The 25,279-nt window shown below is 64.4% G+C and carries 21 protein-coding genes; 11 read left to right on the forward strand and 10 right to left on the reverse strand.

Going from position 1 to position 25,279, the window contains the following annotated elements:
* Positions 1–3: 3 nt before the first annotated feature.
* Entirely contained in the window at positions 4–2,184 is a 2,181-nt protein-coding gene (locus VMX79_03450) for a tetratricopeptide repeat protein (protein ID HUV86146.1), read from the reverse strand.
* 76 nt (positions 2,185–2,260) lie between these two features.
* On the opposite strand from VMX79_03450, the gene VMX79_03455 reads away from it, so the two are divergent.
* Entirely contained in the window at positions 2,261–3,685 is a 1,425-nt protein-coding gene (locus tag VMX79_03455; protein HUV86147.1) for a family 10 glycosylhydrolase, read from the forward strand.
* Positions 3,686–5,008: a multiheme c-type cytochrome gene (locus tag VMX79_03460; GenBank protein ID HUV86148.1), complete on the forward strand. Its 1,323-nt coding sequence runs from the start codon at positions 3,686–3,688 to the stop codon at positions 5,006–5,008.
* A gap of 54 nt (positions 5,009–5,062) precedes the next feature.
* Here VMX79_03460 and VMX79_03465 read toward each other — a convergent pair whose 3' ends face one another.
* The 4 genes from VMX79_03465 to VMX79_03480 are packed head-to-tail and all read right to left on the reverse strand — an operon-like array spanning position 5,063 to position 10,390.
* On the reverse strand, positions 5,063–6,142 hold the full coding sequence (locus VMX79_03465; protein HUV86149.1) for a sugar phosphate nucleotidyltransferase: 1,080 nt from the start codon (positions 6,140–6,142) through the stop codon (positions 5,063–5,065).
* 4 nt (positions 6,143–6,146) lie between these two features.
* On the reverse strand, positions 6,147–6,956 hold the full coding sequence (gene rsmA, locus VMX79_03470) for a 16S rRNA (adenine(1518)-N(6)/adenine(1519)-N(6))-dimethyltransferase RsmA (GenBank protein ID HUV86150.1): 810 nt from the start codon (positions 6,954–6,956) through the stop codon (positions 6,147–6,149).
* A 5-nt stretch (positions 6,957–6,961) separates the two neighbouring features.
* Complete coding sequence (locus tag VMX79_03475) at positions 6,962–8,929, reverse strand: DUF2723 domain-containing protein (protein HUV86151.1); 1,968 nt, start codon at positions 8,927–8,929, stop codon at positions 6,962–6,964.
* 18 nt (positions 8,930–8,947) lie between these two features.
* Positions 8,948–10,390, reverse strand: coding sequence for an NCS2 family permease (locus VMX79_03480; GenBank protein ID HUV86152.1), 1,443 nt, complete (start codon positions 10,388–10,390; stop codon positions 8,948–8,950).
* 131 nt (positions 10,391–10,521) lie between these two features.
* Between VMX79_03480 and VMX79_03485 the strand changes: the two genes are divergently transcribed.
* The 9 genes from VMX79_03485 (at position 10,522) to VMX79_03525 (ending at position 21,552) form a co-directional block, all read left to right on the forward strand.
* Positions 10,522–11,946 (forward strand): glycosyltransferase family 39 protein, encoded by a 1,425-nt coding sequence (locus VMX79_03485; GenBank protein ID HUV86153.1) that lies wholly within the window; start codon positions 10,522–10,524, stop codon positions 11,944–11,946.
* A 25-nt stretch (positions 11,947–11,971) separates the two neighbouring features.
* Positions 11,972–13,117 (forward strand): glycosyltransferase family 9 protein, encoded by a 1,146-nt coding sequence (locus VMX79_03490; GenBank protein HUV86154.1) that lies wholly within the window; start codon positions 11,972–11,974, stop codon positions 13,115–13,117.
* 60 nt (positions 13,118–13,177) lie between these two features.
* On the forward strand, positions 13,178–13,912 hold the full coding sequence (locus tag VMX79_03495; protein ID HUV86155.1) for a hypothetical protein: 735 nt from the start codon (positions 13,178–13,180) through the stop codon (positions 13,910–13,912).
* A 1-nt stretch (position 13,913) separates the two neighbouring features.
* Positions 13,914–15,707, forward strand: coding sequence for a sulfatase (locus VMX79_03500; GenBank protein ID HUV86156.1), 1,794 nt, complete (start codon positions 13,914–13,916; stop codon positions 15,705–15,707).
* A 58-nt stretch (positions 15,708–15,765) separates the two neighbouring features.
* A complete protein-coding gene (locus VMX79_03505; GenBank protein ID HUV86157.1) occupies positions 15,766–16,728 on the forward strand; it encodes an aminopeptidase in 963 nt (320 codons plus the stop codon).
* A 2-nt stretch (positions 16,729–16,730) separates the two neighbouring features.
* Positions 16,731–17,996: an imidazolonepropionase gene (hutI, locus tag VMX79_03510; GenBank protein HUV86158.1), complete on the forward strand. Its 1,266-nt coding sequence runs from the start codon at positions 16,731–16,733 to the stop codon at positions 17,994–17,996.
* A 2-nt stretch (positions 17,997–17,998) separates the two neighbouring features.
* Complete coding sequence (locus VMX79_03515) at positions 17,999–19,297, forward strand: MFS transporter (GenBank protein ID HUV86159.1); 1,299 nt, start codon at positions 17,999–18,001, stop codon at positions 19,295–19,297.
* 98 nt (positions 19,298–19,395) lie between these two features.
* On the forward strand, positions 19,396–20,439 hold the full coding sequence (locus VMX79_03520; protein HUV86160.1) for an NHL repeat-containing protein: 1,044 nt from the start codon (positions 19,396–19,398) through the stop codon (positions 20,437–20,439).
* A 6-nt stretch (positions 20,440–20,445) separates the two neighbouring features.
* A complete protein-coding gene (locus VMX79_03525) occupies positions 20,446–21,552 on the forward strand; it encodes a M20/M25/M40 family metallo-hydrolase (GenBank protein ID HUV86161.1) in 1,107 nt (368 codons plus the stop codon).
* 2 nt (positions 21,553–21,554) lie between these two features.
* Here VMX79_03525 and VMX79_03530 read toward each other — a convergent pair whose 3' ends face one another.
* Genes VMX79_03530 through VMX79_03550 form a run of 5 tightly spaced genes read right to left on the reverse strand, consistent with a single transcriptional unit; the run spans position 21,555 to position 25,267 of the window.
* On the reverse strand, positions 21,555–21,956 hold the full coding sequence (locus tag VMX79_03530; protein ID HUV86162.1) for a septal ring lytic transglycosylase RlpA family protein: 402 nt from the start codon (positions 21,954–21,956) through the stop codon (positions 21,555–21,557).
* 12 nt (positions 21,957–21,968) lie between these two features.
* Entirely contained in the window at positions 21,969–22,349 is a 381-nt protein-coding gene (locus VMX79_03535; GenBank protein HUV86163.1) for a PilZ domain-containing protein, read from the reverse strand.
* Positions 22,342–23,385, reverse strand: coding sequence for a lysylphosphatidylglycerol synthase transmembrane domain-containing protein (locus VMX79_03540; GenBank protein HUV86164.1), 1,044 nt, complete (start codon positions 23,383–23,385; stop codon positions 22,342–22,344). Before VMX79_03540 ends, VMX79_03535 begins: the two co-directional genes overlap by 8 nt.
* Before the next feature lie 19 nt (positions 23,386–23,404).
* Positions 23,405–24,292 (reverse strand): decaprenyl-phosphate phosphoribosyltransferase, encoded by an 888-nt coding sequence (locus VMX79_03545; GenBank protein ID HUV86165.1) that lies wholly within the window; start codon positions 24,290–24,292, stop codon positions 23,405–23,407.
* 27 nt (positions 24,293–24,319) lie between these two features.
* Positions 24,320–25,267: a hypothetical protein gene (locus VMX79_03550; GenBank protein ID HUV86166.1), complete on the reverse strand. Its 948-nt coding sequence runs from the start codon at positions 25,265–25,267 to the stop codon at positions 24,320–24,322.
* Between the last annotated feature and the right edge of the window lie 12 nt (positions 25,268–25,279).

Here is a 25,279-nt window from a genome sequence, read left to right on the forward strand (position 1 = left end):
TTTTTACCGGACTACCAGGCGCTCGAAATCGGACCTGCCGCGCAGCGACGCGAGGTCCCCGTCCTCTGCAGCCATTTTCTTATAACGGGCCGGCGCGAGTTCTACGGCGCGGCCTAGCTCCGCCATCGCTTCGTCGCCGCGGCCTTGCTGTGCCAGCGCGCACGCCAGGTTGTACCTCGCCCGGGGGTCTTCGCCCATCTTTAAGATAACGCGGTACTCCCGCGCCGCCGCGGCGTAGTCGCCCATTTGATGGAGGACCTCGGCCAGCCTGTGCCTGACGTCCAGGGCCTTCGGCTCGTAGTACGCCGCCTCCTCATAATAGTCGCGGGCCTGCTCGAGGTCGCCCCGGTCGCGGGTGACGTTGCCCAGCTCGTACCAGGCCGCGCTGAAGTTGGGCTGGAAGTGAACGGAACGTTCTAATTTCTCGGCGGCGCCGTCGATGTCGCCTTCCCCCAAAAGGAGTTTACCGTAGAAATAATACGCCCGGCCGTCCTCGGGCTCCAAAGTTAGCGCGCGCTCGTAGCACTCGCGCGCCCCCTCCACGTCGCCGGCCTGCGCGCGGATGTTGCCTATGTTATTCCACGCCTTGGCGTACGTGGGTTCTACCTTGGCCACCAGCCGGAAGTAATATTCCGCCTTTTCCATATCGCCCCGCCGCGCGGCGATGATGCCGAGGTCGTTGAGCGTGTTCATGCCGGCGATTTCCCAATCCGCCTCCAGCGCCGCCTCGTACTCGCGCTCGGCGGCGTCGAAGTCGCCGTCGGCGAGGTATACCGTACCCATCGCATAATGCCCTTGCGCCTCGAACTTCGACTGCCGGCCTATTCCGAACGGGTCCGCATCGCAGAATACGAACAGCGCCGCGAGCGCCGCGACGCGCCAACCGATTCGTACGCCGCGCCACCGCCGCAAATTTTCCCAGAAATAGAAGAAAGCCGCGGCGGCGAAAACGCAAAAATAAGGCACGACCGGCATCCGGAAACGCGCGTTCACGAAGAACAATATCACCGACGCCGAATAGGCGACGACATAAATATACGACGGCGCCAATTGCCGCCACCGCCGCGCATATAGAATCATTCCGAAGAAGGCGAACGGTAAAACGACGTACAGGCTCACCGGGTCGTATTTCAACACCCAGAAATGCTTTTTCAAATAATAGAGGTCGAAATTGTTCGCGACCTCGTACGCGTTCGTGAAGAAATAAGTTTTCTGCGCTAGTAACCTGAGCGCCGTCAACGGCTCCGTGCGACCGAACTCGGCTACGCGAGCCAGGTAGTAGTGATCTACTTCGGAACGGCTTAGCGGCCTGCCGACGGCCTCCTCCGCCATCCGTATCGATTCGTAATGGCCCCGCCACCAGTCGCCGTGGGTCCCCGGCACCATCGCCGTCATACCGTCCGCTTCGGGGTTGTTGCCTATCCACAGGTTGACGCCGCCCTGCCAGGATATCAGGACCGGCTCCCGGGCGACGGCGTAGTTCCGCGCCGCCACCGCGCCCACGAACGCCCCGGCGAGGCCGTACAAGATAGCGAGCGATACGATTATACGTCGCCGCGGCAAACGCTTCCCGGCCCGGGCCGCGACGTACGCCAGCCAGATGAAGGCCGCCACCGCGAGAACGTTGGGCCTGGTTATAGCGGCCAACCCCAGCGCTACGCCCGCCGCCGCGGCCCACCGGTAATTGCCGGTCTTCGCCGAACGCACGACGGCGTACACGAACGCGAGCCCCAGCGGGACCTCCAGCACCACCAACAACAATTCAACGTCGTAAAAGACGGCGGTCCATATCGTGCCCAGCGCGACCGCCGCTACGGCGCCCACCCGCCGGTCGAAGAACTCGCGGCCCAGGAGGAAACAAAGCCCCGCGCTTAAGCCGCCTACGAAACCCTGCGCTACGCGCGCAAACAGGACCGACCCTTTACCCAACCAGTACAATAACCCCAAAAAGTACGGGTACAGCGGCGCCCGGAAGAAAACCTCGTCCCCCCAGAAGTCGCCGCCGGCGATGCGACGCGCCCACGCGTCGTGGTAGGACATATCCATAACGGGGGTCCGGTAGTACGCGTGGTCGCCGGCCGTCGCCAGCAAGAGCAACCGGACGGCGACGGCCCACACCACGACGCCGGCCAGTATTAACCAATCGCGCCGCGTCCAACCCTTATCCACTTCTTCCGTTACCATTGCGGGAATATAACACCGGCCTTACGCCTTCCTCAACACAAATAAAGGTTTGCCTCCGCCCGCGTTTTTACATATTATGGTTCCCGTGGAACGCGCGAAAGCCCCGTGCCTGCTTATGCTATTGGCGTTCGCGGTCTCGCCGTTGCCCGGCGGCGCCGCGCCGACCGACGAACTGCGCGGCCTGTGGGTATGTCCGTGGGACGTGAACTCCCCCGCGGCCGTGGACCGCGTTATAAACGCCGCCGCGAGGTACAACTTCAACGCCCTTTTCGTCGAGGTTCGCTACCGCGGCGACGCGCTCTACGTTCCCAACAAGAACGACGGCCGCTTCCCCAATCCGGAACCCCGCTCCCCCCACCTCGCCGGCCAACCGGCCGACTTCGACCCGCTGGAAGAGATAATCGAAAAAGGCCACGCCGCCGGCCTGGAGGTCCACGCCTGGGTAACGACGTACGTCGTTTTGAACCGGAAGACGCCCACGCCGCCCGGCCACCCCGCGCTCGAGCATCCCGAGTGGTTGAGCCAGAACGGCCGCGGCGAAACGTGGGACCCGCACGGCATGGCCTGGCTCGAGCCCGCGCTGCCCGAAGTCCGGGACTACCTCTATAATGTATTCGGCGATATCGTCGCCAACTACGACGTCGACGGCCTGCACCTCGATTACGTCCGCTACCCCTCGCCCGCCTTCGGCCGGCACCCTAAAGCCATAGAATTATATCAAGCCGAAACCGGGAAGACGCTGGAAGACGCGCAGGCCTTCGCGGACTGGCGCCGGCAAAAAATAAACGCCTTCCTGAATCGGCTTTACGACGGCCTTGCCGCGCTTAAGCCCGCTTGCCGGTTTACGGCGGCCGCCTTCGCCTCGCGAAAGGGGACGGCCTATAACGACTGCCTCCAGGACTGGACCGCCTGGCTCGAGGGCGGCTACGTAGACGCCGTAATGCCGATGGCGTACAGCCGCGACGCCGGCATAGTAGGCAAGCAAATCGACGACGCCGTGGGCGTCGCGTCAGGCCGCCACATTTACGCCGGCATTATGGTCCCGGAGGTGGCGGCCGACGAATTCGACGACGCCGTCGGCGAGGAGATGGTCGCGAAGGGTCGCGCAGCCAGGGAGGCCGGAGCCGACGGATTGGTGGTATTCTCGAGCAAAGGCGCGTTGAAGGAAGACGCGCTCGTCGCCCGGGCGATGCGCGAGGGATTGTTCGCCGAACCGGCCGAGCCCCCCGAAATGGCTTGGAAGGGCGAAGTACCGCTTGCCGCCGGCGCGGCCGTCGTTACGGTCTACGTAAAAGGCGAGCCGAGATTCGCCGTACGCGTCGAACAAGACGTCCCGCGCCGCCACGCCTACTTGCTCGCCAAAGAAATCTCGGCGCGCGCGAACGCCGACGTATTCATAAAAGCCGCGTCCGACCGAACGTACCGCGTCTACGCCGGCGCGTACGACGAGCGCCCCGCCGCGGCCGAACTCCGCGACAAGCTCGCGCGTCTCGGTTATTAGATGAATCGGCACCTTAGAGCGGCCCTGGTTTGCGGCCTGGTCCTATGGGCCTTATCGGTCTCGCCGGAAGGCACCGGGCCCCGCGAACTGGTAATTATATATACCGGCGACAGCGGCGCCGAAGTCGAATCTTGCGGCTGCAACCTGCTCGCTTACGGCGGCCTGGCCCGCCGCGCCGCGCTCGTCAACGTCATCCGCGCCGCCCATCCCGACGCCGTCCTCGTCGACGCCGGCGACTTCCTCAGCCCCAACGTCGGCGAACAAGACCGCCTTAAAAACGAAATCTCGGCCGAGGCGTACGGCGCTTTCGACTACGACGCCGTCAACCTGGGCGAAGACGACTTCAACTTCGGCCTGGGTTTTTTAACGAACCTGGTCGAAACCAACGATATCCCGATAATATCGGCCAACGTCGCCGCGGAGGGGGAACCGTTCGCGCCGGCCTTCAGCGTGGTCGACCGCGCCGGCCTGAAAATCGGCATCGTGGGCTTTCTCAACCCCGAGCTCGTCGCCGGAAAAGACTTCCGCGGCGTCGACGTCAAGCCGTATAAAAAGAGCCTCAAAGCGGCGACGTCCGAACTCGCGCGCCGGGCCGACGTCGTCATCTGCCTCGCCCACGTCGGCAACGTCGACAAAGCCCGCGCCTTCGCCGCCAAGTGCCCCAAGGAGATAGACGTCGTCATCGCGGGGCACCGCGGCGGCCAAACGTCGCAAGCGGAAAAGGTCAAAGGCCGCTGGATGGTTTACACGCGAAGCCGCAACCGCTACGTCGGCATGCTCAAGCTCTCGCTCGACGAGGAGTTAAACGTCGTCGCGGCCGAAAACCACGTCTTGCCGGTGACGAGAGAGACGGCGAAAGACGAGGCTGCGCAGGTACTGGTCGAGAAGTACTACGCCGCGCTGCGAGAACTGGTCGACGAAAAGAAGCTGTTGAAACCGCCGGAAGACGTGCCGCCGGGCGGTTTCATCTACGTGGGCACGAGTCGGTGCGCCGAGTGCCACGGCTCGCAAACGAAACAATGGCGCGCGACGGCCCACGCCGCGGCGTACGCATCCCTCGAAGAAGCGGGCCGCGAGACGGACCCGGAGTGCGTCGCCTGCCACGTTACCGGCTACGGCTTCCGCGGCGGCTTCGTGGGCGCCCGGAAACCGGCTGTATTGAACGTCGGCTGCGAGGAATGCCACGGCCCGGGTGAAGGGCACGCGCAATCGCCCGCGGTCAAAACGCCCCCCATCAACGGAAATACCTGCACCCGCTGCCACGACGCGGAGCGCAGCCCGGCGTTCGACTACGCCAAGTTCCTCGAGCCGGTCCGCCACTAAGCGGCGACGAAAAGGCGGGCCCGGGGCCCGCCCTCAACGTCCGTCGCAGCGCCTTTAAACGAGGTCCGGCCGCTCCTCCTCCAACAGCTCGACGACCTTCCGTACGTCCTGGCCGGCCCCCTTCGGGTATACGAGGACGACGTCGCCGGCGTCGACGACGACGTTGTTGTCCACGCCGAACAACACTACCGGCCGCCGGCCGCCGGCGAGGACGATGTTCCCCACGCCCCCCAGCTGGTAAACGTCGCCCCGGCCTATGTTGCCGCGGTCGTCGCGCGGCAACACGCGCTCGAGCGCGTCGAAGGAACCGATGTCGTCCCACCCGCAATCGGTTTCGACCACCTCGAACGCGGGCAACTTCTCCATAAAGGCGTAATCCACGGACGTCGCCTCGAACCTCCCGTACAAATCCGCCACTTTCGCCGTCTCGCCCGCCGCCAACGGCCTCTTCAGGCTCTTCGCGACCGCGAACTGGTCCGGGCAACACTCGGCGGCCACCTCGAGGAAGCGGTCGGCGCGCCAAACGAACATCCCGCTATTCCACAAGTAGTCCCCCGAGGCCAGGTAATCGCGCGCCGTCGCCTCGTCCGGCTTCTCCTTGAACGCGAGGCCTTGCCGAACGCGCGGCGCGCCGGCCTCCAAAACCTCGCCGCACTTGACGTAACCGTACCCGGTTTCGGGACGGTCCGGCTTTATGCCGAAGGTAACTATGGCCCCCTCCGCGGCGCGCCCGAAACCGGCCGCCAACGCGCAGCGAAAAGCGTCCCCGTCGTCGACGGCGTGGTCGGCCGGCAGGACGAGGACCGCGGCTTTCGAGCCGAGGCGGTCCGCTACCTCCAGCGTCCCCAAAACGCAACCGGGCCAGGTGTTGCGCGCCGCCGGCTCGGCGACGAAGTTGGCCAGCGGTATCTCCCGCAACAGCGGCCGCGCCTGGAGCAAGATGTCCTCTTCGGCTATGACGTATATCCGCGACGGCTCGAGCAGCGGCGCGACGCGCTCGTACGCGTCCTCGAGCAGCGTTCGGTCCGTCACCAACGAAAGAAACTGCTTCGGCCTGTCGCGCCGGGAGAGAGGCCAGAGCCTCGTTCCCCGGCCGCCGGCCATAATCAAGGCCGCCCTGCGTGGGCCCGGCATATGGTTACCTCCTGACCTCGGCGTCTAAATACGGCTCGAGTAATGCGTACATCTCGGCGAACTCGCCCGGCGAAAAGCTCTCCGGCCTGGCGGCCGGCTCGAAGCCGGCCTCGCGGAGCTTGGAAGCCACCTCCGCCGCCGAAAGGCCGCCGCCCAGAAGGGTGGCCAGCCGATTGCCGACCTTCTTACGCCGCGCGGCGAAGACGAAGTCCACGAAGTGGCCGAAGAGCTCCGACCCCGCTAACGGGACCGCCTGCTCGTCGTAGTACCGGTACGTTACGAGGGCGGCGTCCACCTCCGGCTTCGGCTCGAAGGCATCGGCCGGTATCACGAACGCGATATACGGTTCGCCCCGGGTTTGCATCTTTACCGACAGCGCGCCGTAAGCCTTGCCGCCGGGCGGGGCGCAGATGCGCTCGGCGACCTCTTTCTGGAGCGTAAGCACCCAGCGCTTAAGCTGCCGCCGGTGCTCGCCCAGGAGTTTAAGTATCGGCCCCGTAATATAAAAAGGGACGTTACCGACCGCCACCACGCGCCGGCCTTCCGGAATCAGCTCGGCCCAGTCAACGTCCAGGATGTCGCCGTGCACTATGGTAAGGTTGTCGTACCGGTCGAAGTCGCGCGCGGCGGCGTCTACGAAGCGCTCCTCCAATTCGACCGCTACCACTTCGCGGGCGCGCCGGACGAGGTGCTGCGTCAGCTCGCCCCGCCCCATTCCGATTTCGAGCACGCTCTCGTCGGGCGCTATCTCCGCGGCGTCGGCGATGCGCCGCAATACGTCGTTATCGACCAGGAATACCTGGCCTTTACGCACCCGCTTTACCACTTAATAAAGTAACCCGTTTCCAGCGTAAAAACCGCCGGTTTAAAACCCGGCTTATACCGCAGCGACGTCTCGACCTCGCGGCGGGCGTCGTCCTTCCGCCCGAGCTCGTGGTAACAGTCGGCAAGCAAATAACGCGTGAAGGAATCGGTCGGCTCGAGCGCCACGGACCTCTCGAGATAGGGTACGGCGCCGGCGTAATCCTTTTTAAGGTAAAAGACGGTCCCCAAGTTATGTTGCACCTCGTGCGAACGGCGGCCTACGCGGTCGGCGAGCGTAAAATACTCTTCGGCCCGGCCCTCGTCGCGGGGGCGAAAACGCGTATACAAATCGTAGAGGAAATTCCCCACCGTCCCCTGCGCCCAGTGGTCCAAGTACGTGGCGGGCGGGTCTACGCCGCGAATTACGTAACGGCCTATGACGTCGGCGCGGGGAGGCGGCGAACCGCGTCGTACAACCCGGTAAACCGCGCCGTCCTTCGCGAGGCCGTAGCCCCACGACGCTACGAAATCGTACGGGTAGAGGAAATAATAATCGTGGCGTTTGTCCGAGAGAACGTCGCTCATAATTTCGTAGAAATATTTGACTATTACGTTGACCGGCGCGTGCGACAGGTCCCGGCCGCCGAAGTCGAAGACGTCGAAATAATTCGCGTTACCCGTGGTATCGACGAAGAAAATGTCGGGCCGCGCGTACTCCAACGTCGTCAACGCCTGTATGCCGGTCGTAGCCGCCGAGTTCTCCTCGCCCAGGAAAACGAAGTCGCCGTACCCTACCGGACGTAAGTAATTCGCCCCGAAATCCCGGACGTACGGGTAGTAAGTCCTGTCCGCCTGGTAAAAGCGCGTAAGCACGGGCGACAGAGCGACGACCGCCGCCGGCGCCAAAAAGACGTAAGCCGCAGCCCGTCGCCATTTGGCCAACGCCTCGCCGACCCGCGTTACCGCGACGCCGGCGCATATCGCCGTCAACATGTAGAACGGGAAGTACCACGCCCGAAAGCCGAAAGACGGGTAGTTGACGATGAGGATCAACGTGAAGAAAGAGATGCCGACGAAATACAGGAAATAGCCCCGGCGCCGCCACGCCAGCCAAGCCGCGCCGACCGCGGCCGCGCCTATACCCACCCACCGGAATTGGTCCAAATATAACCACGCCGCGGTCTTGGCGCGCCACCCGACTACCGCCCAGGGCGCGCTGAACATCTGGCTCTGGAACTCCTTACAGGTTAAATGGAAGTACAAGCCGTACAGGGTGCGCGGCTTGCCCCAATTCTGGACGACGCCGGCCGCGGACCGCACCGGCAGGTAAAGATAAGTGGACATCGCGAGCAGCCACAACGCCGCCGCTACGTAGAGGTGGCGGGGGCGAAGGCCGGCGGCGCGCCGCTGCCAAACGACGAACGCCGCGTACGGAATCAAGAGGACCACTTGCTGGGGATGGTTGGTGCAAGCTATACCGAACGCGAAGGCCGCGGCGTAAAACCACCTGACGTCGGCGCGGCGGCGCCACGCGAAAAGCGCGAGCATCGTCGCCGCCGTGAGCGCCATGTTCATCGTGTAAACTTCGCACGTCGTGGATTGAATCCAAACCGTAGGGGCCACCGAATACGCGAGGCCCGCGACGGCCGCGCCCACCGAAGTAGCCCAACCGCCGTCCGCTATTTCGTAAACCAGCAGAACGACGAAAAAGGCCGTAGCCGCGCCCGCGACCGCCGAAAAGAGGTTCATCCCCACGATGGGGGTTACCCCGGGCAGCATCGCGAAGAGATAACACGCTAAATGCCACCCCGGGAACCCCGGCGGCACGCCGCTGCCGAGGAGGCCGACGGAACGGTTGAACAGGCCCGAGTCCTGCCAGAAGACGTCGCCGCACAGCGTTTTGGCGTATACGACGAACGCCGCCAAAGCGACCGCCGCGGCTACGTAGAAACGCTCGCCGGGCAAGGGGAATCTAGCTTTCATAACAAAAGATAATCCGCCCTACGCCGCCAGGAATATCAAACGAGCGACGAAGAGCGCGGCCAGCACGTACGCCAGCGGGCTTACCTCCCGCCACCGCCCCGCGACGACCATCACTATGGGGTACGATATGAAACCGAGCGTGATGCCGTTCGCGATCGAGAACGTAAACGGTATGGCGATCAAAGTCACAAACGCCGGGATGGCCTCCACCGGGACGTCCCACTTGATATCCTTGAGCCCCGTCAACATAAACGAACCGACGATTATGAGCGCCGGCGCCGTTATGGGCTGTAGGAAGCGCGTCATCTCGAAGAAGCCGCGCACCGACGCGCCGCCGAGTACGCCCTCCAGCGGGGCCCCCTGCGTTACCATTATGCCGCCGCCGACCATCCTGGCCAGCGGCAAGAACAGCGGCGCGACCAAGAAGAGCGCCGCGGTTACGACGTTCGCGAGGCCGGTGCGGGCGCCGGCCGCGATGCCGGCCGCGGACTCGATATAGGAAGTCGTCGTCGACGTGCCGAAGGCCGCGCCCACCGACGTCGCGACGCCGTCGGAAATAAGGGCGCGGTTGATGCGGGGCATCCGCCCCTTTTCGTCCAAGAACTTGCCCTGCTCCGCTATGCCCAGGAAAGTCCCCAGCGTATCGAACATATCCATAAAGAGGAAAACGAAAATTACGTTTAGAAGGCCCAACTTGAACGCGCCCGCCAGGTCCATCTGTAAGAACAACGTCGCTTTGGGAAGCGGCCCCACTTCGACCAGGTGTTTCAGCGGCCCGACGAAAACGGGCGCGACACTTTCCGGAACCGCAACGACGCCGGTGTACTCGACCTGGCCGAAGACGAGCGCCGCCGCGGCGGTGAGCAGCATCCCGTAGAGCAACGCGCCCCGCCACTTCAATACCAACATTATGGCGGTTACGACGAGGCCGAAGACGGCGAGCAGCGCCGCGGGGTGCGTCAGGTCGCCCAACGTGACGAACGTGGCCTGATTCAATCTAATAAAACCCGCCTTCTCGAAGCCGATAAACGCGATGAACAGGCCGATGCCCGCGGCTATGGCCTTCCGCACCGACGGGGGCAGCGCGTCGACTATGAGCGAGCGGATGCGCAGTAGGGTCAATACCGTGAATATCACGCCCGATATGAAGACGGCGCCGAGCGCGGTCTGCCACGGCACCCCCATCATCAGGACGACGGTGTACGCGAAGTACGCATTAAGCCCCATCCCCGGCGCCTGCGCTATGGGGTAATTGGCCAGAAGGCCCATGAGGAGCGTACCGGTCGCCGCCGCGACGCAGGTCGCGACGAGGGCGCCGCCGAAATCCAAACCCGCGGCGCTCAAAATCGCCGGGTTCACGAAAATAATGTACGACATCGTCATGAAAGTGACGACGCCGCCCAAAAGCTCGCGACGAACGGTGGAGTTTCTTTCTCTTATATGGAAAAATCGCTCGAGCATAGCGACCTCTCAAACGGCATCAATATACCAAATGAAGCCCTACCGCGCAAACGATTTCGCCCGCGGCCACCCTCGGCCTTGACCGCCGCCGAGCCGTATATTATGATGCGCGGGCGAGAGGAGTCGAGCCGTTGGACGCTAAAAAAACCGTAGCCGCGGCCGTATTGGCCGTCATCTTCGTACTCGCCGTCGCGCAGATCTGGTACCGCCCGGTCGACCGCGACGAGGGTTTCTGGCTCTATACTTCGTGGCGCTTCGCGGAAGGCGACCTTCCCTACCGCGACTTCGCCCTGCCGCACATGCCGCTCGCGTCGCTCTACTACGCCGGCGCAATAAAGGTCTTCGGGCCTTCGCTCTACGCGCTGCGCGGTTTGAACGTCGCGCTGTTCGCCGTCTCCGCGGCCTTCCTCGGCTTAGCGGTCGCGCGGCGCTTCGGCGGGCCGGCGTCGTTCTTCGCCGTCGTCTTTCTCGGTTCGTCGTCGCTCGCGCTTACCTGGCTCGTCCCGGTCAAGGCGTACGCGCCGGCTGCGGCCGCTTTAACTTTCGCCGTCGCCGTCTGGCTCTGGCCCGGCGATATCGAGAAAACGGGTTTAGGCCGGGCGCTGGTCATAGGCGTCTTGCTGGGCGCGGCCACGCTGGCGCGGCTAACGGTCGCGGTAACCCTCCCGGCCGCGGCCTTCGGCATTTGGCTCTCGCTACCCCGGCGGCCGGGCCGGCGGGCGGCCGCCGTCGGCGCGCTATGCATCGGCTTCTTGGCCGTAACGCCGATAATCGTCTACTTCCGCGCCGTCGCGGGGGACGCGTTCGCTTTTAACGTTTGGGGCATACACAAGCTGTTCCTGGGGGGCGGCGCGACGGGGCGATGGGCCGCGGCGTTGAGTCTCCTGCTGCCGCCGGACCCGGCGATTCTAATCGTCGCCGCGTTTCTGGCGCTTCGAGCGGAGGGGCGTAAAATTTTAGCGTTCCCCCTCGCCGCCGGCGTCCTCATCCTCCTCGGCCACCTCGTACCCGGCAGCAGCCAACGCCAATACTTCGTACCGGCGGTACCCGCCTTCGCCGCCGCCGCGGGCGTCGGCGCGGCGTGGTTATGGCGCCGGAAAAAGGCCGTCGCGCTGGCGGTGGTGGGCGCCGCGGCCTTCGTCGGCGCCGCCCGACCGGCCGCCAAGGTCGTGTTCGACCGGGCGCACAAAGAGCTCGTCGGCCCGGCGGAAGTGTACGCCGCGGCCCGCCTACTGGCCGACGCCACGCGTGAAAGCGACGTCGTGTACACCGGTTGGCCCGGCTACGCCGCCCTCGCCCGGCGGCGGGTATTGCCGGGTTGGGAGCTCGGCTACTTCACGCACCGCGTCGGCGAAAGGCTGAACGCCGCGGACCGCCGCCGCTACCACTTGATGACGTACGACGAAACGGCGGAGGTACTCGCCTCCGGCAAAGCCCGGTTCGCGCTCGACGGCCTGGACACGCCCGAGGCGCTCGAGCCGACCTTAGCCGAACACTTCGAAAAAGCGACTTCCCGCCGGGGCGTAACGCTTCGGCGATACAAAGCCGGCGAATAAGGCCGCCGCGTTAGGGTTCCTCCATTTGTCGAAGAAACGGAATATATTCAAAAGGGCCGTACGCGCCGCGGCGAAAGCCGCCGCCAAAACGGTCCTCAGGCCGCGGGAAGCCGCGCTCCCGCCGCGCGAAGAAATCCGTAAGGTCCTAGTTATCAAACTATGGGCTATCGGCGAATATTTGATGGCCACGCCGGCCTTCGCCGCCCTGCGCCAATTGTTCCCTCGAGCCGAGATAGCGCTGCTTACCGGCGTCGCGACCGCGCCCCTCGCCGCGGCGGCGCCCGCCTTCGACCGCGTCTGGACCATACCGGAGGGAATATTCGTAAAAAGGCGTATCCGCGAGTTACGCCGGCTCCGCGAACGGCTCGCGCGCGAAAAATTCGGCCTCGCCGTCGTCTTCCACCTAGCCTGGGAATTCTCGGCCTTCGCCGCTTGGGCCGGCGTACCCAACCGCGTGGGCTTCGACCGCGGCGGCGACGGCTTCGCTCATACCGTGAAGGTGCCCCGCCTCGGGGGCCGACACCAGGTGGAGGAATACTTCGACCTCGCCCGGGCGTGCGGCGCCGCCGGCGACCCGGGCCCGCTAGCGGTCGTGCCGGGCGAAGAAGCGGAAGCCGAAGCCGAGCATTTTTTGAGCGAACCGCCCTTCGCCGCGTCAGCGCCGGTGCTGGTCGCTCCCGGCGGCGGCGTTAACCCCAAGACCCGAATGGAGGCCAAACGCTGGCCCGCCGAACGTTACGTCGAACTCGTAGATATTTTGAAACGCGACTACCAAGTAGCGCTCGTGGGCGGCCCCTCCGACGCCGCGTTAAACGCCGGCGTCGCCGCCGCCACCGGTGCAATCGACCTTACCGGCAAGACTTCCTTGCCGGCGTTATATCTTCTATTCAAAAGGGCCAAGGCCTTTATCGGCAACGACTCGGCGCCCATGCACCTGGCCGCGGCCGCGGGAACGCCCACCGTCGCCTTCTTCGGCCCGACCGACCCAAAAGTGAACGGCCCGTGGCGTACGCCGGCGCTGATTCTCACGCACGAAACCGATTGCCGACCTTGTTACGAAGACGGCTACTTCCCCGATTGCAACGACCGCCGCTGCTTAACGGCGATAACGGCCTCGTACACCGCTACTCGCGTTCACGATTTCCTTGACAGCCTCGGAACGAGGTGTTAAATTCCGGCAGTTATCGCGGCGGCGCCGCGTATTCAGTAATAAATTGCCTAGGAGGATAAGATGAAAAAGGCGTTCGTTTTTCTGGGCGTTGTTATACTGCTGATTATAGCCTTCGGCTGCGCCAAGAAGAAGGTTGAAGCGCCCGGTACGAGCGAAACGGCGGGCGTAACCGATATCGCCAAATTCGACGAGGGCTACGCCGGTCTCCGGGAGGCTATTCGTTACACCTCGCTAACGCCCAATAAAGGGAAGGCTGCCGAAGCGGCCGGCCGAAGCGAAGAAGCTTTCGGCGAAGTTAAACGCGCCTGGCCCGAAGAACCGCCCGAGGAATTCCAGGGCGACACCGAGTGGGGCGACCATATCGCGTCGCTTACGAAGATAATGGGCGACATCAAGAACCAGGTTGGAGCGGACCAGTTCGAAGAAGCTCGGGTCAGCGCCCTCGAAGCGCAAAAGATAATTTTGGCGCTGCACGAGAAAAACAACGTCAACACCGCCGGCGACGAAGCGGTGCGGCTTCTCGTTATATCCTACGAGATGGACCTCGCGTTCCGGGAGAAGCGTTTCAACGACATGAAGCACATTATGCCTAGCATGCGCGAGGCTCAGAAAAATTTCTTCGGTTCGACGATGCCGCCGTCCGCGCGCGGCCGCGAAGCGGAGTTCGACGACCTCAAGGATAAAGCATACGACGGCGTCGAGAATTTCGCGGATGCGCCCGACCCCGAAACGCGGTGGGCGGCGCTCGACGGCCTGATAAAAACGACTACAGAATTCTACGTCGAGTTCGGTTAATATGAAAACCAGCGTAAACAAACCGTCCATAATAGCGTTCGCCGTGGGGGCCTCCTTGACAGGGGGCCTTATCGGCGCCTGGGAAGCGGCGGCCCTCGTCGTACTCGACGTTGAACTAACGACTTCGCGGGGAGGAGCCGCCCTCCTCTTATGCGCCGCGTTCGCGCTCGCCGCGGCGGCCGCTTTCCCGGCCGGGTTAATATTCGCCCTGGCCCGTCGGAGCCCGCCCGGGCGGTTTATATTGGGCGAACGGACCGACGGCGTCACGTTCGCCGCAGCCGCGGCCCTCCTGTTCTACGGCGGGTACTATTTGAACGCCAACGTCCTCCCGGCTAAACTCCACCCGGCCAGCCTCGCGGCCGACGTCGCGCTGCTCGCGGTATGCTGGCTCGCCGTACGGTTCGCGCCATCCTTCAAGATTCGACGTCGCTGGCTGGCCGCGGCGTTCGCGGTGCTTCTTGCCGGCGCCGTAACCGTAAGCGTAACCGCGGCCGGCTCGAGCCGGCGCCTCGGCCCGCCCCAAACGCCGCCCCCCAAAGGCGCCGCGAATTTATTGCTCGTCACTATGGACACGACGCGCGCCGACCGCCTGGGCGCGTACGGCGGGCCCCCCGGCCTCACCCCGAACCTCGACCGTTTAACCGCTTCAAGTATCGTCTTCAAGCGCGCCTACTGCCCCATGCCGCTGACGGGGCCCAGCCACGCGGCGCTCCTCACCGGCCTTACGCCGCGCGAGAACGGCGTCGTCCAAAACGGCGCACCGCTTGCGACGGACGCGCCTACTTTAGCCGAGGCCCTCCGCTCGCGCGGTTATCGTACCGGCGCCGTCGTCGCGGCTTTTCCCGTTTCGTCCAAGCTCGGCTTCGCCCGGGGATTCGAATACTTCGACGACGACTTCGCCGCGGCCGGCGCATTAACCCGCCTTACCTTCGTACGTCTCGCCGGTTCGTTCGGGATAATCGACGTCAAAGCCCGCCTCCAACGACCGGCCGACGAGGTGACGCCGCGGGCGCTCCGTTGGCTGGGCGACGAGAGGAACAGGCCGTTCTTCCTATGGGTCCATTACTTCGACCCCCACACGCCGTACGAGCCGCCGGACGGATACCGGGGATTAACCGACGCCGACCCGCCCCAAGTCCGCTCGTACGACGGCGAGGTCGCGTTTATGGACGCCGAGATAGGCGGATTACTCGCTGCTTTGCATGACGCGGGCGTGCGCGAGAATACGGTCGTCGTCGCCGTAGCCGACCACGGCGAGAGTTTGGGCGAACACGACTACTACTACGACCACGGCCGGTACGTCTACGAGCCGTGCATGCGCGTACCGCTGCTGGTCGCCGCCCCGCCCGGATTCAGCGGCCTAAGCGGCGCGGTTATTAAAAGCGAACCCGGGTTGGTGACGTTGGCCTCGTTGTACGATTTCTTGTTAGATAATATCGCGGCCTATTCGTCCGATTCGGCAAGCGGCCGGAACGAGCCGGCGCCGGCGGCCGAAGCCGCCGTCTTCGGCGAGTCGCTGGAGGGCGACCTCAACTATCGAATGGTGATATCGCGCGTCGACGGCTCGAGCCCCCTCTACAAGCTCATCCTCGACGCCGGCACCGGTGCGGTTGAACTGTACGACCTCGACGCCGACCCGCGAGAGACGCAAAACCTGGCGCGGGACCGATTGGAGGTAACGCGCGTACTGCTCAAGCGGTTGGAAGAACACTTCGCGGCGCAACCGCCGCTACCGGCGGGCGCCCCGGCCGACGCCGAGATGATGGAGAAGCTGCGCACGCTCGGTTACGTATAAACCGGGCCGACCTGAAGGTCGGCCCCTACATAAAAAATTTTAAGGCCGAAGGAACGATATGGCCGACGACAACTTGAGAGAAGCCGCGCGGCGTACGCTGTCCGACTGCATGGGCGTGCGCGCCGGCGAGGTCGTAACGGTAGTGACCGACGACGTCGTCCGCGCCGTGGGCGAAGCGCTGGCGCGCGAGGCGGGCGAGCTGGGGGCGGACCCGGTACTGGCGGTAATGGCGCCGCGGCGCGTCAGCGGCGAGGAGCCGCCGGAGCCCGTAGCGGCCCTTATGCTCGAGAGCGCGGTCCTGTTGTTGGCGACGAACGCCTCGTTGTCGCATACGCGCGCGCGCAAGGCCGCCAGCAAGGCGGGCGCCCGCTGCGCGTCGATGCCCGGTATAACCGAGGATATAATGGTCCGCACGATGGCCGTCGACTACCGCGACGTCGCCGCCCGGAGCCGAAAGCTGGCCGAGTCGCTCGCGGGCGTAAAATATTTCCGCCTTACGTCGCCCGCCGGAACCGACATTACGATTAACGTCACGGACCTCGAATACTTCGCCGACACCGGCACGTACCGCGAGCCGGGCGATTTCGGCAACTTGCCCGCGGGCGAGGTGTGCGCGGGGCCGGTCCTGGAAGGCAGCGCGGGGACGGCGGTATTCGACGGCTCGTTCGCCGGCCTGGGCCTTCTGGGGGAACCGATTACGGTCACCTTCGAGGACGGCGTCGCGACGGCCATCGAAGACGGCGAGAAGGCCGACGCGCTACGCGCCTTGCTCGAGCCCTTCGGCGAGGGCGGGAGGGTGCTGGCCGAGATAGGCATCGGCACCCACCCTACGGCCCGACTCACCGGCGTCGTTTTGGAGGACGAGAAGATCGCCGGCACCGTCCACCTGGCGCTCGGGAACAACGTCGGCTTCGGCGGGGCCAACGACGTGGCCGTGCACGTCGACGGCGTAATCCTTTCGCCGACCCTCGTAACCGACCGCGGCGAGGCCGTACTGGAGGAAGGCACACCCCGCTTCTGAAGATGGGCGAGCTGTTGCTATACAACGCCGGCCAGATATTCACCGCGGCGGGCGGGCCGAGGCGGGGCGCCGCGCTGGCCGAAAAAACGGTAGCCGCGGGCGACGCGCTGCTCGCCCGGAACGGCGTCATAGTCGCGGTCGGACGGCGGCCCGACGTCGAGAAGCTCGCGGCCTCCGACGCCGAAGGGCTCGACTGCGGCGGCCGCCTCGTTACGCCCGGCCTGGTAGACTGCCACACCCACCTGGTCTACGGCGGCTCGCGCGCCGACGAGTACGAACGCCGCCTGCGCGGCGCTTCTTACCTGGAGATATTCGAGGCCGGCGGCGGCATCCACGCCACCGTCCGGGACACGCGCGCCGCGAGCGAAGACGAGCTCGTCGCCTCGAGCCGGCGCCGCGCCGAAGTATTCTTAAGTCACGGGACCACGGCGGCGGAAGTGAAGACCGGCTACGGCCTGACGACCGAAGACGAACTCAAAATGCTGCGCGCCGCGGCCCGTCTCGCCAAAGAAACACCCCTTAAAATCATCCCCACGTTCCTGGGCGCGCACGCGATTCCGCCCGAGTACGCCGACCGCCGGGGCGACTTCGTCGCGCTGGTGACCGACGAAATGCTCCCGGCCGTAACCGCGGAGGGCCTGGCCGAATACGCCGACGTCTTCTGCGACCGCGGCGCCTTCAACGTCGACGAGACGCGCGCGGTCCTCGCCGCGGCCCGCGACGCCGGCCTGAAGCTCCGCCTCCACGCCGACGAATTCGAGCCGCTGGGCGGTACGGAGTTGGCGGTCGAGATGGGCGCGGCGTCCGTCGAGCACCTGGCGGTCGTGACGGCGGCCGGGATAGAAGCGCTGGCCGGCTCCGACACGGCGGCGGTCCTGCTTCCCGGGACGACCGTCTTCCTGGGCTCGAGCCGCTTCGCGCCGGCGCGGAAGCTGGTCGACGCCGGCGCCCTGGTCGCCGTGGGGAGCGACCACAACCCGGGCTCGTGCCACGCCGCGTCCTTGCGAACCGTACTCACGCCGGCGGCGACTTATTTGAAGATGACGCCCGCCGAGATACTCCACGCCGTAACCGTAAACGCCGCCTATTCGCTGGCGCGCGCGGACCGGCTCGGTTCCCTCGAGCCGGGCAAGGCCGCGGACGTCGCCGTCTTCGACGCGGCCGACGTCAACGAGCTGTTCTACGACTGGGGGCCTACGCGCGCCTGGGCCACGGTCGCGGACGGAAAAGTCGTATGTCGCGACAACCCGCCTCGTTTTAACCCCTAAAAATGTTTCGGCGGCGCATAGCCGACGCGCCGTACCTCTCCCTCCCCGGGCGGGCGTGGGCGTGGGCGACGTACGACTTCGCCAACACGATCTTCTCGATGAACGTCATCACGATGTACTTCGCCCAGTGGATAATCGTAGACCTGGGGTTCGAGGACATATCGTACAGCATAGCTTACGCCGCGTCGATGGTAGCGGTGGCCTTGACGATGCCGGCGCTGGGCGCGCTCGCCGACGCGCGTAAAAATCGCCTGCGCTGCCTGCTCGTCTATACCGGCGCCTGCGTCGCCTTCACCATAACCGTCGGCAACGTCGCGGCGCTCATACGCCCCGTCTATTGGAAAGGGGTATTGGCGCTCGCCGCGTTCGCCCTGGCCAACTACTTCTACATCGGCGGCCAGACGTTCTACAACGCGCTCCTTCGCGGCGCGGCGCCGCCCGGGCAAACGGGCCGCGTCTCCGGCCTGGGGACGGCGCTGGGGTACGTCGGCGCCATCGCCGGCCTATTACTCGTGTGGCCGTTCGTCAAAGGGTGGGTCCCGGGGTTCGCGGAAGGCCGGCCGTCGGCCTTCGTGCCGACGGGTCTATTATTCCTGATTTTTTCTATACCGACTTTCCTGTTGGTAAAAGAGGCCGCGGCGGGCGCGGAACGCCGGTCCGCGTGGTGGGGGCTCCGTAAAGTCGTCGGCACGCTCAAGCGGGCGCGCGAACGGCCCGACGTATTTAGGTTCCTCATCGGGAACGTACTCCTACAGGACCCGGTCGCGACGGCGATAGTCTTCATGGCGGTGTACGCCAACGTCGTCTTCGGCATGCCCGACGCCGCCAAGATACCCCTATTTATAGTCGCGACGACGTTCGCGGTAGTGGGCGCGGCGGCCGCGGGCTTCGTAACGGACCGGTGGGGCCCGCGCAAGACGACCATCGCCACCGCCGTGGGTTGGGCGGCGACGTTCATTCTGATCGCGGCGGCGAATCGTCCGATATTGTTCTGGGTGGGAGGCTCGTTGGTGGGCGTCGGCCTGGGTTTCACCTGGACCGCGGCGAGGCCTTTTCTAGCCGGCCTGGTCGGCGAAAGCGAGCAGGGCGAATTCTTCGGCCTTTACTCGCTCTCCAGCCGGGTCGCCGCGATAATAGGGCCGCTGCTGTGGGGAACCATAATATACGTCGGCGCGGCGTGGCCCGTGGGAAAGTACCGCCTCGCCGTCGCTTCCCTCGCCGTGCTGGAGGTGGCCGCGGCTTTCGTATTCGCCTCTATTAAAACACGCGCGAAACCGCGCGCGGCGAAAGGCGTATTGTGAAAAACGGCGACATATATTATCGTTACCTCGGCTCGTGCCATAAACTAAGACTCGCCGTTAAAGGCCGCGGTTCATCCGCGCGCGTGGAAGGATAAAAAATGCTTTCGAAAAAATGGATACTTTACGGCGCCGTCTTGACGTTAGCGGGCGTGCCGGCCGGCTGCGGCCCCGACACGGAAGGCAACGGCGCCCCAATCGCCGGTACGAGGCTCTGGGTCGCCGACCAACCCGATTCGGAGGTCGTTATATACGACGATACGGGAAACCTCCTCAAATTCGTCGGCGGCCCGGTTGTATTCAGCAAGCCCAACGCCATAGACATATACGCCGAGGACGGCGCGGCGTGGATCTGCGACTTCTATACCAACCGAATACGTAAGTTCGACGCCGACGGCAACCCGCTCTACGCTTCGCCCGACCCGGAGGTGGGAGCCCTCGTTCTCAACGCCGCGGACCTCTCGGTATCGCAATCGTCCGGCGAATGTTGGATCTCGGACCGCGGCAACAACCGCGTAATACGCCTCGACGCGGACGGCAACGTGCTGGCCAAGGTTTCCGCTTTTAAGTACCCGCGCGGCATCTCGGCCGACCCCGCCGCCGGCGACGTGTGGGTAGCGGACGAAGGTAACGACGCCGTCGTGAAAGTGGCGGCGACGGCGACGGGCGACATCTCGGTCCGGGCCGTGGAGGTAGGCCGCTTCACGGGTATGGAAAACCCGTGGGCGGTGGCGGCCGACGCGGACGGCAAGGGCTGGGCTTGCAGCCGCGCGGAGGGGCGCGTCGTCAGGCTATCGGTCGACGCCGCCGAGCTCGCGTCGGTGGAGGGTTTCGACGCGCCGGTCGCTCTCGCGGTAGACGAGACGGCGAAGGCGGTGTACGTCGTGGATACCGCAAAAGGCTTACTGGTAGCGTTACCGCGGGGCGTAACCGGTACGCATAAAAATTACGCCGCCGTCGCGACCTTCGTCGTGTCCGGCCTCGCCCACCCCGAGGACGTCTTCGTCAACGAGAAGACCGACCGTGTATACGTCGCCGAAATGGGCGGCGGCAACGTCAAGATATACGACCGCGACGGGAAAGCCGTAAATACCATACCGGGTTTCAGCGGCCCCGCGGCGCTGGCCGCTTGGAGCGAAAACTGAGGGTCTATGGCCGCTACGATAAGCCGACGCAAACTGCTCCGGACCTTTAAAGAACTCGCCGCCTTGTACGGCCCGAGCAAAAGGGAACGCGACGTAGCCGATTATATTCTAAATCGGCTCGACGGCTTATGGCCCCTCGCCGAAGACGGCGCCGGCGACGTCGTAGGGGGCGACGCCGGCAACATCCTGCTAAAAATAAACGGCCGGGGCGAACCCGTCCTACTGACGGCACATATGGACACGGTCGAACCGTGCGCCGGCGTCAAACCGCGGGTTAAGAACGGTTACGTCTACAGCAAGCGCGACACCATCCTCGGCGCCGACGACCGCGCCGCGGTCGCGGTACTGCTGGAGCTGGCCGAAATCGCCGGCGGCCTAAAAGAGCGCCGGTCGCTCGAGATATTATTCACCGTCGCCGAAGAGGTCGGCCTCCTGGGGGCGAAGCACGCCGACTACGGCCCCATAACAAGCAAGACGGCCTTCGTCCTCGACGCGTCGGAACCGCCCGGGTACGCCGTCAACGCCGCGCCCGGCTCCGAAACGGTCAAGGCGACCTTCCGCGGCCGCGCGGCCCACGCCGGCATCGAGCCCGAAAAAGGCATCAACGCCATCCAAATGGCCGCCTCGGCCGTAGCCGCGATGAAGCTCGGCCGCATCGACCACGAAACGACCGCCAATATTGGCCTTATCTCCGGCGGCCGGGCGACGAATATCGTCTCCGATACCGCCCGGATCGAAGGCGAGGTCCGTTCCCACGACGCCTCCAAGCTCGCGGCTCAGCTCGAGAACGTAACCGACGTCGCGAAAAAAGCCGCCGCCGAATTCGGCGGCGAAGTCGATATAACGTGGGAGAAGGCGTACGTTTCGTACCGCTTAGCGGAAGACGCTACGCCGGTAGCGCTATTCTCGCGCGCCGCTCGAGCCGTAGGGCTGGAGCCCAAGTTCGTCGCCGGGGGCGGCGGCTCGGACGCCAACGTCTTCAACGAACGCGCCATCGCGGCCATCGTACTGGGCTGCGGCATGGAAAAACCGCACACCGTCGACGAAAGAATCGCCGTCGCCTCCCTCTACAAACTGGGGGAGTTGGCGACGGCGTTGGCCCGAACGCCCTAGGGTTATTTTACGACGACGAGCTCGACGTCGGCGACGCCGGCGCCGAGCATTTTAATTTTTTTGGCGGCGGCGTACGACAAATCGATTATGCGGCCGGCGACGAAGGGCCCGCGGTCGTTGACGCGCACGACGACGCTCTTCTTATTGGCTAAATTGGTAACGCGGACGTTGGTCCCGAACGGCAGCGTCTTGTGGGCCGCCGTGTAGGCGTTCATATTGAACTTCTCGCCGGAGGCGGTGGCCTTCCCGTGGGCCTCGCGGCCGTAATACGAAGCCTCGCCTACTTCGCGATAGGCGGCGGGTCGGCCGTAACTGCGCGGATAGCGCCTGGAGAAGCTGCAAGCCGAAACCGCCAACGCCGCACACAGCGCGGCCGATATGCCGTATCTAGCCGCGGCCTTCACTTCGAAACTCCGCTACCGGCCTTCTCTTTTTCGCTCCGCCGACACCGCGTCGACGTACGCGCATATAGCCGCACGGCAGGCCTCGTCTACCCTGGTGAAATGTACCGCCGCGGCGAACGACCAATCCGGCTTATCCGCCTTCTCTTCGACGCGGACGATGACGCCGGCGCACCGGAAGGATAGCTCCCCCGCCTTTCCTACGGGCGGTAATGACACCATGAGCGATACCTCCGTGAACTCGGTGAGCTTCTTCTCGGTATAGAAATAGATACCGGAGCCGGATATATTCCGGGTTCGGAGGTAGACCTTGTCCCCGGAGGTCGTCTCTAAAACGCCCTTATAGTCGACCGCGGCGCGGGGGTACCGGCGGCGTTCGATAAAGGTATCATTCATAGCCTCCTCCCTTTTCGGCATATGCGGCCTCCGTTTGGATTTCCTCCGCCTTCGCTAACTCGGCGATGGTCAGGTGTTCCGTCCAAAGGTAGACTAGGCCGATCCCAACCGCGGGCAGGACCTGGACGAGGTGGACGACGATGGCATACGACAACCCCTCGTTACGCGTGAGGGCCGGCTCGATAATGTGGAGCGCGGCCAATACGCCCAGCTCCATCGTTCCGATGAAGCCCGGCGACGACGGTATGGATATCGCGAGGCTGACGATAGCGACGAGTAGGAGCGGCGCGTAGAGCGGCAACGTCGACGTAAACTTAAACCCGAGGTTCACGAAATAGTACGACAACGCCACGAGCAACCAGATCGCACCCGAGTAGAGGAACGCTTTCCCCAAATCCGCCGGGCTCCGGAAGCAGCTGAAGCCGTGGGTGAACTTATCCAACGAGCGGACGATCTTAATGGCGAGCCTTTTCGAGAACGGCGCGAAAATAAACTTGATGATGGAAGTCGCCGCGTCCCGGTTGAAATAGAATAACACGAAGAAGCTCACGATGGCGGCGTAAATTATGAAGCCGGTAGTACCGCCGGCCTTGAAGCCCGCGATTTTAGCCGGTATCAATATCGCGAAGCCGCCCAATATTAGGAACAGGATGGCGCCGTCCAACAGGCGCGTAACGATGACGGAGCCGAAGGCGGTCCCTTTCGACAACCGCTGCTTACGGGCCAGGATGTACGCCCGCACGACTTCGCCCAACCTCGCCGGCAGCAGCGTATTGGCCAAAAACCCCAGCATCGTGATGCGGAAAAGGGGATAGGCCGGCAGCCGCCGGATGCCGCCCAGAACGTACCGCCACTGCAGCGCCCGGCAGTAATAGGAAGCCACGACGCAACAGGTAGCGGGAATTAAATATAAATAGTTGAACCGCGCGAGGGTCGCCGCGAACTCGCGCCAGTCGATGACCACCGCCAGGAAAATCGCCGAGGCCAGGCTGACGCCTAGTCCCAATAAGATGCGCGTTCTTTTGGTAATCTTCACGCCCGGCGGCCGGCCTGGGTCATTTTACGACGTATAAAATGATGAAGACGACCGCCACGTACAGCAAGATGTTCACCTGCAGCGGCCGGTCGGTGATTAGAATCGCGGAGGGTCGCGCGCCCTTACCCTTCTTGTACATGAGGTAGAGGTAACGGAATATCCCGTAGACCACGAACGGGATGGTGTATATCATTTTATTGGTGCCCAAACGCGCGACCGTACCCGGCCAAATGGTGTAGAGGGAATAGGACATCACCGACGACGCCGTCGTGACGCCTATCATTTCGTCGATTAACTTGGGGGAATAGGAGGCCAGTATCGGGCGGTAGTCCGCCGCGTTCTCCGAGAGGTCCGTAATTTCGCCGCGCCGCTTCGAGAACGCCAAAAACAGCGCCAGGAAGAAGGTGCATATAAGCAGCCACTCCGATAGTTGGCCCGGCTCGGAAACTATGGCGTAGATGCCGGCGATGGCTCGCAACACGAAACCCAACGCTATGGCCAAGGAATCGACGATCACGACCCTCTTTACGCCGAACGAGTACGAGAGGTTGATGACGAAGTACGTCACCGCGCATAGGCCGAACTTCCAGCCCAACCACCAGAACGAAGGCGCGAGCGACGCCGCGGCAAAGGCCGCGAACAATAAGACGCCGGCGAGCGGAGAAACCCGGCCCGAAGCTATGGGCCGGTTTCTCTTCTCCGGGTGCCGTCGGTCGTACCGCGCGTCTAAGACGTCGTTTAGAATATAAACGCTGCTCGAGAGAAAACAGAATAAAACGAACCCCAGTACGGCGTGAAACGCGTCCGCCAATATCAACGCGCGGCCCGAAAAAACCACCGCTACGAAGACGATAAGGTTCTTCGTCCACTGCCGGGGCCTCATTAATTTTACGATTGCCGCTATCATTAAACGGACTCCGCTCGTTTGAAGCGATTATAATTGATAACGGCCGACATCGCAATCACTTTCCGAACCGTCGGGGTCGTAATACCACAACAGCAGCTTCGTCGCGCGGTACGTGACCCACCGCGACGCGCGGCCCGCGCGGACCGGCTTAAGCCAGCACGGCTCGCCGAACGGTACCTGCTGCCGCCAGAAGCCGCGTCGCGTCTGCAGCTCGCGGACGGCCCGGGCGAGGGGCGCGACCTCGAGCCGGGACGCCCCCGCCGCCGCCAACCCCGACGCCACCGTAAGCGCGTCGTACCGATATTGCGGCCAGCTCAGCCGCCGCCAAGGCCGGCTCGAGCGCGGGAAGCGGCCGTTGTAGTCCGTAAATAGGTTCCCGAGAAGGCACCCTCTCCCCGTCGCGAGGGTCCTGTCGTCGCGGCCGGCGCCGCCGGCCAGCGCGCGAAGGACCTCGGCCGTCGTACCCGCCGTGCTCGGCGCCGCGTCCCCGTCCACCTCGAATTCGTCGGCCCAGCCGCCGTCGTGACGTTGGCGTCCTCGCAGCCACGCCCGCACAGGCGCCAACGCCGCGTCGTCGACGCCCCACGCCGCGAGCGAGCTTACGGCCAGCGCATTACCCGCGACGAACGGGCCGCCCGGGCCCAGCTCGAAGAAACCGTCCGCCGTCCGCCGCGCGAGTACGGCCTCCGCCGCCCGCGCCGCTACCGGCTCGTTCAAACCGATACCCAAGTCCGCGAGGACCGACAGCTGCCAAACAGCGCCCAGGTACTTCGGTACGTACAAACTAGGGCGCCGTTGAAAAAAGGGCCCCGGCGCGTACCACAGGCCGTCCGGGGCCTGCGCATCCGCTACGGCGGCCAGGTTCGGGTCCTCGTACCGCCGTTCCCACAAGGCCGCCGCCTCGACGCAATCGGCCGGCCACTTCAGGAGGTCCACCGCGGCGCGGTACCTGACGAGCGGCGACCGCGCCTTCAAGAGCCAACGCGC

The organism is bacterium, from assembly GCA_035529855.1.
In the GTDB taxonomy this organism is placed as follows: Bacteria; RBG-13-66-14; B26-G2; order WVWN01; family WVWN01; genus WVWN01.